This window comes from Aeoliella straminimaris (genome assembly GCF_024054565.1).
GTDB lineage: Bacteria > Planctomycetota > Planctomycetia > Pirellulales > Lacipirellulaceae > Aeoliella > Aeoliella straminimaris.
Window position 1 is genome coordinate 39,869 of sequence record NZ_JAMXLR010000036.1, and the last position, 12,713, is coordinate 52,581.

General features: G+C 60.8%; 11 protein-coding genes. 4 read left to right on the forward strand and 7 right to left on the reverse strand.

Translation table 11 applies throughout. From position 1 onward, the window contains the following. Positions 1–1,336 precede the first annotated feature (1,336 nt). Positions 1,337–1,906: a hypothetical protein gene (locus NG895_RS09590; protein WP_252852265.1), complete on the forward strand. Its 570-nt coding sequence runs from the start codon at positions 1,337–1,339 to the stop codon at positions 1,904–1,906. A gap of 74 nt (positions 1,907–1,980) precedes the next feature. Here NG895_RS09590 and hemW read toward each other — a convergent pair whose 3' ends face one another. Continuing rightward, complete coding sequence (hemW, locus tag NG895_RS09595; protein ID WP_252852266.1) at positions 1,981–3,102, reverse strand: radical SAM family heme chaperone HemW; 1,122 nt, start codon at positions 3,100–3,102, stop codon at positions 1,981–1,983. Positions 3,103–3,353: 251 nt separating this feature from the next. Between hemW and NG895_RS09600 the strand changes: the two genes are divergently transcribed. Continuing rightward, a complete protein-coding gene (locus NG895_RS09600; RefSeq protein WP_252852267.1) occupies positions 3,354–5,171 on the forward strand; it encodes a polymorphic toxin-type HINT domain-containing protein in 1,818 nt (605 codons plus the stop codon). Positions 5,172–5,592: 421 nt separating this feature from the next. Then, entirely contained in the window at positions 5,593–6,876 is a 1,284-nt protein-coding gene (locus NG895_RS09605) for an acetyl-CoA hydrolase/transferase family protein (RefSeq protein ID WP_252852268.1), read from the forward strand. Positions 6,877–6,947: 71 nt separating this feature from the next. On the opposite strand, the gene NG895_RS09610 is transcribed toward NG895_RS09605, so the two are convergent. Continuing rightward, on the reverse strand, positions 6,948–8,336 hold the full coding sequence (locus NG895_RS09610) for a right-handed parallel beta-helix repeat-containing protein (protein WP_252852269.1): 1,389 nt from the start codon (positions 8,334–8,336) through the stop codon (positions 6,948–6,950). A 303-nt stretch (positions 8,337–8,639) separates the two neighbouring features. Between NG895_RS09610 and NG895_RS09615 the strand changes: the two genes are divergently transcribed. Continuing rightward, entirely contained in the window at positions 8,640–9,113 is a 474-nt protein-coding gene (locus NG895_RS09615) for a hypothetical protein (protein WP_252852270.1), read from the forward strand. Positions 9,114–9,257: 144 nt separating this feature from the next. Here the strand turns inward: NG895_RS09615 and NG895_RS30865 are convergent, their stop codons facing one another. The 5 genes from NG895_RS30865 to NG895_RS09635 all read right to left on the reverse strand — a co-directional run bounded on the left by NG895_RS30865 (position 9,258) and on the right by NG895_RS09635 (position 12,560). Then, on the reverse strand, positions 9,258–9,419 hold the full coding sequence (locus tag NG895_RS30865) for a type II toxin-antitoxin system HicA family toxin (protein ID WP_425267219.1): 162 nt from the start codon (positions 9,417–9,419) through the stop codon (positions 9,258–9,260). A 13-nt stretch (positions 9,420–9,432) separates the two neighbouring features. Continuing rightward, positions 9,433–9,624 (reverse strand): type II toxin-antitoxin system HicB family antitoxin, encoded by a 192-nt coding sequence (locus NG895_RS09620; protein WP_252852271.1) that lies wholly within the window; start codon positions 9,622–9,624, stop codon positions 9,433–9,435. 108 nt (positions 9,625–9,732) lie between these two features. Next, entirely contained in the window at positions 9,733–11,553 is a 1,821-nt protein-coding gene (gene lepA / locus NG895_RS09625; protein ID WP_252852272.1) for a translation elongation factor 4, read from the reverse strand. 187 nt (positions 11,554–11,740) lie between these two features. Then, positions 11,741–12,076: a hypothetical protein gene (locus NG895_RS09630; protein ID WP_252852273.1), complete on the reverse strand. Its 336-nt coding sequence runs from the start codon at positions 12,074–12,076 to the stop codon at positions 11,741–11,743. A gap of 58 nt (positions 12,077–12,134) precedes the next feature. After that, complete coding sequence (locus NG895_RS09635) at positions 12,135–12,560, reverse strand: hypothetical protein (protein WP_252852274.1); 426 nt, start codon at positions 12,558–12,560, stop codon at positions 12,135–12,137. Positions 12,561–12,713 lie beyond the last annotated feature (153 nt).

The following is a 12,713-nucleotide window of genomic DNA, read 5'->3' on the forward strand; positions in this document are numbered from 1 at the left end:
CATTGCTCCGTGCTTGGGTTTGTCGGCAAGTTGGTTTGCGCACAGCCAATTAACGGCTGGGGGTGGTCTGAGAGCGACGAAGCACTTTCAGTGGCCACTACAGTCGATGTACCAAACCTGTTTTGTGTCAAGGTCGCTGAGTTTTTCGAATGGAACGGAGAGAGGCGTGGAGGCATTGGACAAATTCAGGAAAGAAGCCACGTTTATGATCAGTTCTGGTTTCTATTCTACACGCGCCAGGTCGGCTGCTTCGATTTTCAGCACAAGATAGGAGACTACAATTTCCACATTGGGCGTCACCGCCCTTCGTTGTACCCTCCGAGCCACGATCCGCGGATAGCCGAGCGTTGGCCGCTACCCCACTTTCCCGGTTGCTCATCGGTTTGGGGATATGGACGAATCGGGGCGTGCAGTGAGGTCATTGAAGCTTTTGAAAGAGAGAGCAAAAAAAAGTGGGAACATGAAGGAAGGACCTAACAAAATCGCCGGACACGAACCGCCTACCAATCACGCGAGTTGGACGTTAGTGGACTTCCGTGGAAGCCAAGGATTGGTTCACGGTTTCGGGCGTTTACACCGGCGGTCGGTCAGCTCCACGTTATGGAGCTCGTTAACAGCGCCATAACTAACAGCGGTGTGCCCAACCGCTGCCACTTCGTCTGCACCGTAACTCCGGGCGATGTAGATCACCTCAGCAAACCTCCGTCGCTTTCGCCGCTCCGCGACTTGCGGATCATTTGTGGACCAACTCCCGGGGCTCCCGCCGCCGGGCTATGCGCTGCCGCCACCGGCGTGGCTGAACACTGCCTTGGCCACATCGTCCGAACCCTCTTGCGGTCTCGGTCGCACTTGGGCGGATGGAGTATCTACTCCTCGACCGCCGGAAGGGTCTCAAATTCACCCAGGGCGGCACTTCGGCTCGTTCCTCGCCGGCGCTTGCCCTGGGCTATCCTATTTCGCCCCTTCGGGGCTGCTCTGGATTGGCTCGGGTCTCGCAATCAACCGTGTGAGTGCGTGTTCATCCTTGGCTTATGACCGGACGTGGCCGAAACAACAGCGGCTCTGCAGTTGGCGTCGTCCCCCACATAGCACGCAAATCGACAGCGTGGAGTGGCAATCCCCCGAACCTTGCCGGTTATGTGGGCCAAAGGGGCTGACCTTGCGGGTCGTGCCGGTTCTTCCCGCAACGTTTTTTCAACTTGTACTCAAGCTTGCCCTCTAGCTCTTTTGTCGCCTGTAGCCGGTTGTTAAAGTCGAATTCATCGGGGCGCCGGAGTGCTCCGGAGAATTGCACACGACGAAACCATGCGCGGCGTTCTGCTCGTCCAGGCCACCTATGTTTATCCCTGATTCTTCACAACACGACGAAGTCGACAGCCTGCTACGAAACGCCCGGTTGCGCGACGAATTGGAACCCCTGTTCGACGAGTCGATCGGCAGCGTCGACTACCGGTCGATGCCGACTCATCGAGAGAATGAATTCCTCGAATCGATGTTGGAATGGGAGCGGGCCCCGATGGTGCCCATCAGCCAGTGGTTCGATCCCGAATTGCTGCTGCCGCATCCCGACCACTTGTCGCAAGACGACCTCAGCGGGCTGCTTTGCAGCGTGGTCGAGCAGTTGTACCAGCAGTACATTGTGCTCGATTTCACCAACCACCTGGACGACCGGCAGCTCTACACGCTCATCTATCGCGACATCCTGCCGAGCTACGAGAAGAAACTTGCCAAGCGGCGAAGCTTCCTGCACTGGGACTGTGCCAACATCGAAGGCGATCCCAGCATCTGGTTGCGGTACTATGCCAGCGACGAAGAACGCGACGTATGGGCGGGCGAAACCGGCGAACCCTTGCCGCCCCGCGAAGTGCCCCCCCACGCCCGGCAATTGCCACGTGGGCCGATGTGATCATGGGTGGGCGGTAAGCAGTGGGCAGGAGGCGGTTAGACCCTTTACCGCCTAACGCTTACCGCCCACCGGCTTCACAACATCTCCGGCCACATCGCATCGCTCACCAATAGTCCTTCGCGGGAGAGGCGTATCCGCTGGCCATCGTCGTCTAAGAGCTTCCACTCGACGAATCGCTGGATCGCTTCGGCGGCCAATTCGTCGATCGTGAAGCCGGTCGCCGCAGCAAAGTCTTCGCGGCGCAAGCCTTCCAGCCTTCGCAGCGCGAACACCAGCCGCTCGCGGGCCCGCGATTCGTCGGTCAGTTGTTCTCGCTCGTCGACGGGCGACTCGCCAGCCAGCACGCGTTTCAGATAGGTGGTGGTGCTGCGATGGTTGGTCTCGCGCACTCCCGCGACATACCGGGCGGCCCCCGGCCCGGCGGCGTAGTACTCGTCGCCTCGCCAGTAAGCTTCGTTGTGGCGGCTGCGATGGCCAGGCCGGGCGAAGTTCGACACCTCGTAGTGCTCGAAGCCGGCGGCGGCCAGCTCTTCGATGGCCGCCAGGTACATGTCGCGCTCGAGTTCGTCCTCGGCCGACTCGAGTTCGCCCCGCTCGCGGCGGCCCCAATAAGTGGTGCCCTTCTCGAAGGTTAGGCCGTACACCGAGATGTGTTCCGGCTCCAGCCCGATGGCCAGCCGCAAGTCGTCGAGCCACTGCTGGAGCGTCTCGCCCGGCGTGGCAAAGATCAGGTCGAGCGACACGGCCATGCCCTGTTGCCTTGCGAGTTCGACCGACCGCTGAATATCCTCCGCGCGGTGGTCGCGTTCCAGCAACTCGAGTTTGGCCGGACGGAACGATTGACTGCCGAGACTCAATCGATTGACGCCCGCGGCCCCTAGCGCTTGGGCCACGGCGGCGTCCATGTCGGCAGGGTTGGTTTCGACCGTCCATTCGAAGCCCTCGGCTAGCGGGTGCCAATGGGTGGCCAGCTCGGCGAGCCGCGCCAGGCCTTCGGCCCCCAATTGCGAGGGGGTTCCGCCGCCAAAGTACAGCGTGTCGACCTCTCGCGGCTCGACTAATTGGCTGTGGAATTCGCGCTGCAGGGCTTCGAAATACGACGGCACCAGATCCAACCGACCGGCCACCAGCGCAAAGTTGCAGTACCCACAGCGATGGGAGCAAAACGGAACGTGAATGTAGGCGGCGCGGGGCATCAAGTTTTTACGAGCCTGAAGGTGGATTGGCAGCATGGTGGGCCGAAGACCGTATCAATCTAGCCGGTCGAGCGGCGGGTGACTGGGGGCGCATCGCTCCCGGCTCGACGCTGCCCGCGTTCGGGCGACCACACCAGGGACTTTGCCTAGTTTAACAATCCCCAAAAAGCCTTGCTTTGGAGAATAAACCACTCCCATAATCGCGAATGCGGATTAGACCCTCTTTTCCCCCAATTCCACTGGACTCCGCGATGCGTACCCGACTGTTTGCCTCGGCAATATTGTTTCTAGGCGTGACCGCAACTTGTTTCGCTGGCGACGACTCGGTGACCACCGGGCTGGCCAACCGCATGACACGCGAAGCCCTAGCGGCCGGCGCCGCTGGCGACATGGATCTTCGCGAGCAGTTGCTCGATCAGGTGCTTCGCGTCGCGCCCGAGCACGCACCGGCCCATTGGGCTCGTGGTGAGATGCAGGTCAGCGGCCAGTGGAAACCTATTGTGGCCGTCCAGGACGAAGCCAGTGACAACCAGTTGCTCGACAAGTACCAACAGCTTCGTCGCACGGCCAGCTCGACGCCCGACGATCAGTTCCAACTGGCCCGGTGGTGCGAACGTAACGACTTGCAGGACGAAGCCCGTTATCACTGGCTACAAGTGCTGGCCGTCGACCGCGACAATCGCCAGGCACTGCGTGCGCTCGATTCGCAATGGGTCGGTGGGCAATTGCTGCCGCGAGACGAGGCCGAAGAAATCATCGACGAGCAACGCAACCTGCGCAAAGTAAACGCTGACTGGCGCACTCGGATAGCTGGATGGCAGCGAGCGCTGGCGGCGGGTAGCGATGAGGCCGCCCGTGCGCTCGCGGAAGTCGAAGCCGTGGTGGACGAATCGGCCATCCTCGAGTTCGAGAAGCTGGCCGCCAAGCAGCGTGGCCAGTATCCGGCCGAAGCTGAGCGATCGGCCTCGCTGTGCAAGGCTTTCGTGTCGGCCCTGAGCCGCCTGCCCAGCTACGAGGCCAGCCTGTCGATGGCTCGCCTGGCGGTGCTGGCCGATGACGCCTCGCTGCGTGAAGTGGCCGCCGAGACACTCAAACTGCGTCCCACCTACGAAGTAGTGCCGGTGTTGATTACGGGCCTCTCGCCGCTGATCGAAAGCCGGTTCGAAATCACTCGATCCGAGAACGGGCGCGTCAGTTACAGCCATCAGTTCGTAGCCGAAGGGGCCGATACCGACTTCGTGGCCGAAGCATCCACCACCGTGAGCGCACCGGTCATCGTCCAGGCTGGCTCGCGGGGCACCGATGTTCGCCGCGCCGTGGCACGCTCTCGGCAACGCACCACCAGCGCAGCCCAGCGGATGTACCGCGAGGCCATGCGGCTCGAGCAGCAGGCCCAGGCCGCCAACACTAGTCGCGAACAACTCAACGAGCGAATCGTCGCCACGTTGCGCACCGTAACCGATAAAGACTTCGGCAACGATCCGGCGCCATGGTGGGACTACTGGCGAGAAGAAAACGGCTACGACGAATCGCGAGAAACGGTCGCCTACCGCACCTCGCAGTCGTACGACATGCCCGTGGTCACCGAGTTGCCACCCTCGGGCGGTGGCGGAGGTCGATGCGAATGTTTTGCGGCCGGCACGTTGGTGTGGACCAAGACCGGCATGCAGGCCATCGAGACCCTTACGGCCGGCGATCTGGTGCTCACGATGGACGAACGGACCGGCGAGCGTTGCTTCCGCCCGGTGCTGGATACCACGATTCGTGATCCGAGCCCCCTGATGCACATCGCCACCGAGGGCTATCAAGTGCTGGCCACGCCGGGCCATCCCTTCTGGGTGGAAGGCACCGGTTGGCGGATGGCCAAAGAACTGGAGCCCGGCGACCGGGTGCTCTCCGCCCACGGCGCGCCGATCGAGATTCGTGCAGTCGCCTCGTCGGACGTCGACGAGCAGGCGTACAACCTGGTGGTCGAGGGCAACAACAACTACTTCGTCGGCCAGGAAGGACTGCTGTCGCACGACAACACTCAGCGTCGGCCCGAACTCGCCAGGGCTGGCAAGTGGTAGCAGTCGGCAAGATGCACAATTGCCAGCGGCCGCCTCTACCTTCGCGGCCAACATCATTGCATCTTGACAGCATGGCGGCGATTGCCTCCAATCGCGCGCGAAAACGCACGTTGTTTAGTGCACTTTTGACTCACGATTTGGTGGCGACGACAAGATCGCACGCCCCACTCTCGGCGCGCACGGCCTGGCAGTGCAGAATAGGGACCAAGGCGGTGGCACCGTTCTAACGGTGCCTTCCATTGAAGTCGCGAGCGCGGCCTCTTGTCGGCTCCAACTTCTTCCTTTCCGCCGTCCGCATCCATCAATTCCCGCGCCAGTTGTTCCCTTCAATCCCAAACTCGTTCTCCAGTTCAAAGCGACGCAGCCCGCGACTCGCTGATCGGAACATTGGCAATTGGGTGAGCCAGAAGAGGTCCCTTTCGTGAAAATCACTACTCCCGACGAAGCGCTCAAAGTTGTCGAATCAGGCCACCGTGTGTTCATCCACACCGCGGCGGCCGCCCCTCAATCGCTGGTCCAGGCACTCGGCCGCCGAGCCATGGACGTCCAGAACGTCGAGACCATCCATCTGCATACCGAAGGACCGGCTCCATACTCGGCTCCCGATCTGCAGGGAAATATCTATTCCAATTCGTTCTTCGTGGGTGCCAACGTCCGCCCCGCCGTGAACGAAGGCTATGCCGACTACATTCCCATCTTCCTCAGCGAAGTCCCCAAACTGCTCCGCAGCGGAGGGCTGCCCTTGGACGTGGCCCTGATTCACGTCTCGCCACCCGACAGCCACGGCTTCTGCTCGCTGGGCGTTTCGGTGGATGCCTCGCGGGCTGCGGCCGACTCGGCCAAGGTGGTGGTCGCCCAGATCAACAAGCATATGCCGCGGACTCATGGACACGGCCTGGTGCACGTGTCGAACATCGACTTCGCCGTCGAACACGACGAGCCGCTGCATGAGCACACGATCCCGGCGGCTTCGGCCGTCGAGACGGCTATCGGCAAGCACGTGGCCGAGTTGGTGGAAGACGGCGCCACGCTGCAGTTGGGCATCGGTGCGATTCCCGACGCCGTGCTGGCCGCGCTGAAGAACCACAAGAACTTGGGCATCCACTCCGAGATGTTTTCCGATGGCGTGGTCGACCTGGTGAAGAGCGGCGTGATCAACGGCGCTCGTAAGGCGCGACAAATCGGCAAAGTGGTCGGCTCGTTCTGCATCGGCAGCCAGAAGGTCTACGACTTCATCGACGACAATCCCTCGGTCGAAATGCTCGAGGCCAGCTACGTCAACGACACGGCCGTCATCCGCCGCCACCCCAAGGTTACGGCCATCAACAGTGCGATCGAGGTCGACCTCACCGGACAGGTGTGTGCCGACTCGATCGGCCCGCGGATCTATTCGGGCGTTGGCGGTCAGATGGACTTCATCCGCGGTGCCGCGCTGTCGCCGGGCGGTAAGCCCATCATCGCCCTGCCATCGGTCACCCGCCGCGGCGAGTCGCGCATCAGTGCGATGCTCAAACTGGGCGCCGGCGTCGTCACGACGCGTGCCCACGTCCACTACGTGGTCACCGAAAATGGTGTCGCCTACCTGTACGGCAAAAACCTCCGCCAACGGGCCAAGGCACTGATCAACGTTGCCCACCCCGACCACCGCGAGGACCTGGAGCGGGCCGCCCACGAGCGTTTCTCGTCGCTCGAATGGCGAGACTGAGCACTTCAACAGCCATTGCTATCCAACGAGCCCCGACCAGACTTGGTCGGGGCTTTTTTTACCGGTGGCCACTACTCCTCGTCCCCGCCCGACGCCGGCAGTTCGTAAGCACCGATGTCGACTCCACCACCTTGTGGACGCTGGTTCCGGTCTCGATCCAGCTTCGGCGCATGATCCGCCGAGCCGGCATCGACGGCTTCAGAGCTTGCCACGGGACGCAGGTCGAACTTCTCCAGGTCTACAACCTCTGCCGCCGGGTCCTTCGTAACTAGATTGTGATCAATCTGGTTAGTGGCCCGGTCCGCTACGCGGATGCTGGCTACCAGGTTATTGCGGACGAGGTTACCCTGCGACGGGGTACCCTTCTTGTGATCGCCAATCTGAATCCAAGTGGGGCCGGGCCGCCCGGCCGCCTGGTCGATCACCGTGTTGTTGACGATCGAGCAGTTGGTCGCCCCCAGCAGGGTGATGCCATGCCAGGTGTCGACGATTACCACGTTGTTCTCGATCACCCAATCTTCGAACATACCATCGAAGCAACCGATGCCCTGCAGCGAGCCGCGAAACGGCTGGCTGGGGTCTTCGAAGTTGATGATCGTGTTGCCCCGCAGCACCAGGCCCACTACTTTGCCGCTGCCCGGCCCTTCGGGGCCCGTCGACCAGCTTTGGAAGCCGTCGTCGTGGTTGTCGTTGACGTCGTAGCAGTTTTTCACGGTGTTGTACTGAAACACCGAGTGGTCGCCGAGGCCGCGGAGACCATCGCCAGCGAAGTTCTCCACCAGGTTGTGCTCAACCAGCGCGTGACTGGCGGCCACCGATATGCCGAAGTTGACGTTCCGCACCCGGTTGTTCCGCACGATGACCTTGGTGCCATCGACCTGAATGCCACTGGAGGGCAGCGTGTTCCAATCCTCACGCGACCAGCCCGACACGTCGTCGGTCGACGACAGGTCGCAATCCTCCACGACGATGTCGCGGATCAGGCCGTGGTGTCCGTGCGAACGAAGACCAATCAGATGCCGTGGCTTGTTCTCGGCTCCCAGCTTCGGCCGCACGGTGAGGCCCTTCAAGTGCCAGTTGCTGCCGGACGTGATTGCGATGCTCGTAAACACCGGTTGCGCTCCCTCGGCCGCGGCGATGGTAATGGGCGACTGGTTGTAGTAGCCGCGGATCGACAGCGCACCGTGGTCACCGCTTTTGAGCCAGATAGTGTCGCCTGACTGGATGGGCGCCTCGGGGTTTCGTGCGACCAGCGCTGTGTCCGGACTCGGCGGCAGCGACTCCCATCGCTGCGACTCGATCAACCTTCGGTCGACCACCTGCTGCAAGCTTTGCCAAGGCGCTTCGCTGCTTCCATCGCCATCCGGTGAGCCAGCCACCGGGTCGACGTAGTATTCGGCGGCCTGCGCAGAGAGTGAGAGGAGGCAACTTGCCAAAAGCACTAGCGGAAGGAACTTCATAGCCCAAGACCTGCCTGATCAGAAAGGAGAGAACACGGCGAACGTGAGATCCAACTATTCTAAGGAGGTGTGGTGGCTGGCAGCAAATTCCTCCCTGGGCTTTTTTGTTCTCTCGCCTGGGCGTTTTGGGGTATATTCACATGAGGATCTCCTCAATTGCAGCAAGGATCGCGACGGACTACAGAAGTTCCGGCTAGAAGAACGATGTCCAAACTCTCTCAATCTAACTCCTACAAAGAGGTCCTATTGAGAATGCACCACTCTTTCCGAAGCTTAACCATCGCTACCTGCCTACTTGGTACTTTGTTCACGTCAGCCCTGCTCGCGGACGAAGTAGCACCCGCTAACAGAGAAGCGGCACCGCAACCCGCTCTGCGTTTGCTCAACACCAAGGTGTTCGGCAAGTCCGCCGATGAGCCGATCGTGGTGCTCCAGAAGGCTGCGAAGGGAGCCATTGCGCCGGAAAGCGTGTTTCTCGACATCGACGACAATGGCACCTATTACGCCTCGACGGTTCGCTACCCGCTAAAGTTGGGTCTGGAGACTGTTCGTAAGCTATTGAACAAGGAATACGGCAAGTGGGAAATGGAGGACTTTGCCAAGATGCCCGATATGGGACTGTGGCGGAACGAAGACGACAAATTCAGCATTCAACTCACCGAAGACGGCGATAATGTGGTGGTGATTTATATCAGCTTTATGCGGGTGCCGGCCGATCGATTGGAGAAGGCGTTCGAGCGTGTCGCCGAAGAGTTGAGCAAAGAGTCTAAAGAGTGAGGCGAGTTGTCACCCAGCACTGCACTGCGACCGGGATTTAACCGCGGTCAGCGCGAATGAGATTTTCATATTGCCCCGACCAAGCTTGGTCGGAGCGAATTGCATGCGGTAACTGGAAGAGTCCACCGCGACTTCACGCCGCCCTCACTCATTGCTCAGCTTCTTGAGAATGTGCTTGGCGAGTGTTTCTTTGATCTCCCGATGCCGTGGCACTGGCTGCGAGACACCTGTATTTGGATTGCGATACCAATCGTGCTTCCCGCCATGGCGCACGAACTTGCAGCCTAGCTTCTCGATAGCCCGAATGAGGTCGACCGCTTCACGAGATCACCAAATCATCGACCTTTCGGATGCCCTGCAGCTGGCCGCTGGAAATATCCAAATAGAGGTCCTTTAGATGCTCACGCAAATCGTCCAGCGTGTCTCCCTGCGTCCGGTAATCCGGATAATCGCACAGATAGCCGAGCCACCCGCCATCTTCTTCCCAGTAGACGATCTTCACTGATTGCATGTCAGCAGGCTCCGTGTGAATTTGGTACCTGTCTTATTATACCATTCCGCCGACACGTAGGTCGGCGGCTAGAGCTGAATCCCTGGAATCTCAATCCCCAGAACGCAGCTACCGCGACTTCACGCCACCCTCTTCTTCGCCGGTCTCCAGCACCGCCAGGAATGCTTTCTGCGGGATGTCGACCTGGCCGATCGACTTCATTCGCTTCTTGCCTTCCTTCTGCTTTTCCCACAGCTTCCGCTTCCGGCTGATGTCTCCACCGTAGCACTTGGCCGTCACGTTCTTCCGCATCGCGCTGATCGTTTCGCGGGCGATGATGCGGGTGCCGATGGCCGCTTGCAGGGCCACTTCGAACATGTGGCGGGGGATTTCCTGTTTGAGCTTCTTGATCACCGCGCGGCCGCGGGTATCGGCGTCGCGTCGGTCGCAGACGATCGACAGCGCGTCGACCCGTTCGTTCTTCACCAGGATGTCCATACGCACCAGGTCGCCCGGCTCGTAGCCACGCAGCTCGTAGTCCATGGTGCCGTAGCCCTTGGTGGTGCTCTTGAGCTTGTCGTGCAGGTCGTACACGACTTCCGCCAGGGCGATGTCGTACACCAGCATCACGCGGGTGGGGCTCAGGTACTCCTGCCGCACGAAGATGCCGCGGCGGTCGGCACACAGTTTCATGATGCCACCCACGTACTCGGCCGGCATCACGAAGCTCACCCGCACGATCGGCTGCTGAAACTCTTCGATCTCGCCCATCTCCGGCACGCGGGTGGGGGTGTGAACCTCGAGCCACTCGCCATCTTTTTTCTGAATCTTGTACGTCACATTGGGCGCGGTCTGCACCAGATCGATATCGGCTTCCTGCTCCAGACGCTGCTGCACGATTTCCATATGCAACAGGCCCAGGAAACCGCAGCGAAAACCGAAGCCGAGCGCGTCCGAGGTCTCAGGCTCGAACACGAAACTTGGGTCATTCACCTGCAGCTTGCCGAGCGCCTCGCGCAAGGTTTCGAAATCCTGACCGTCGGACGGGTACAGGCCGCAGAACACCATGCGCTTCGGTTCTTCGTAGCCCGGCAGTGCTTTGGCTTGCTCGCCACGGGCGACGGTCACGGTGTCGCCAATGTGCACCTGCCCCAGCGACTTGATATTGCACACCATGTAGCCCACCTGTCCGGCCGACAGGCTCGGCTTGGCGGTGCGTTTGGGAGTCTTTTGCCCAAGCTCCACGACGTCGTGTTCGGTGCCCGCCTGCAGGAACTTGATGCGGGCGCCCTTCTTGACGGTGCCGTTCATCACGCGGACGAAGATAATCGCACCGCGGAACTCGTCGTACACGCTATCGAACACCATCGCCTGCAGCGGCGCTTTGGGATCGCCAGTGGGCGGCGGAATGCGATCGATTACCGCCTTGATCACCTGGTCGCAGTTGAGGCCGGTTTTCGCGCTACATCCGATCGCCTCGGTAGCGTCGAGACCCAGCGTGTGCTCGATCTCTTCCTTCACCTCGTCGGGCCGGGCGTGCGTGAGGTCGATCTTGTTGAGCACCGGCACGATCTCCAGATCGTGCTCAATGGCGTTGTAGGCGTTGGCCACAGTTTGGGCTTCGACCCCCTGGAACGCATCCACTAGCAGCAGCGCGCCCTCGCAACAGGTAAGCGACCGCGAGACTTCGTACTGAAAGTCGACGTGGCCCGGCGTGTCGATCAGGTTCAGCTCGTACTCCTGGCCCTCGTGCTTGACGCGCATCGAGACCGAATTGGCCTTAATCGTAATGCCGCGCTGCCGCTCGAGATCCATGTCGTCGAGCAGTTGTTCCTTCATCTCCCGCAGGCTGACGGTACCGGTCACCTCCAGCAGGCGATCGGCGAGCGTGCTTTTCCCATGGTCGATGTGGGCGATGATTGAAAAGTTGCGAATGTACTTCGGGTCCATAAAGGTAGCAGCGGAGGCTGGTGGCCAGAGGTCAGGGCGGGGGGGAGGCTCGCGAACCGGCTTGTCCCCGAGCTCGGCAGTGCCGAGCCAGAAGGCCAAAGCGCACGGCGAGCCCGAACGCATAGCCCCTCAATATACCATGGCCAGGGGGCTTGGCAGAATGGGCGAAATCCCGGGTAATTTGCCACTAGCGGAACAATTTGAGCAGAAACGACCCTATCGCCGCGATGCCCAGCAGGAAGCTAGCCAGCAGGCAACCAAGAGCGGGGATCAACCAGTAGATGGCCGACTCGGTAAGCCGAGCGAGTTCGCGGCTGTCTCCATTGCGGTAGTCGAAACCGCGCTGGAGGTAGTGGTAGTGAACGAAACCCGCCTGCACCGACGCGCAGGTGAGCACGAAGAATGCTAGCGACCAGAGAGCAAGCTTCGTGGTGAGCAACCAGCGGCGTCGCTCGGTCGGCCGCGAGGCGCTGCCAAGCTTTTCCGGCGAGGCGTACGGGTTGTCGGGCGAGTTGGCTTCCAATTTGGATCTATGAGGCTTCAAAACCACGAATACGCCATTGCGGCGGACGCCATGCATTCTACCGCGAATCCTCAGGCAGTTGGGCAGTGAACCACCGTACCCGCCATCCGCAGACTTGCAATTCGCGCCGGGCACGGCGGTCGAACAGCCATAACGCCAGAAGACCGACCATCGGAAACGCTGAGAGAAACGCGAGCAGGACGCCCAACAGCCATCCATAGAGATGCCCTGCAAACCATCCGCTGTACACCAAGGCCAGGCCCCACCCGGCACCCATCAACGCACCGATGGCGAACTCCCATTTGGTCTCCGCCAGTTGCAGAGCAACGAAGTTCAGCACAGGGCAAAGGACATGGCAGGCCACGGCCCACGGCTCCAGCCGCAGGGCTTTGGCCACAGACAGCTGCCACTCAATGGAGCGCTCGTGGTGCCCTGCTTGCGGAGTGGCGCTGGGGGAACTGTAGGGGTTCTCGTCGATATGCATGTGTGCGGCTTCGGACGGGACCACAATCCGGAAATGGTGAGCGCGAAGGTAAGGTTCCTACTTTATCACCATCTGCCCAGAAGCCGGTAGTATGCGAGACTTCACCGGAGACAACGAAAGCACCAACGAAAATCGGCCGGCGTATCCTTAGGG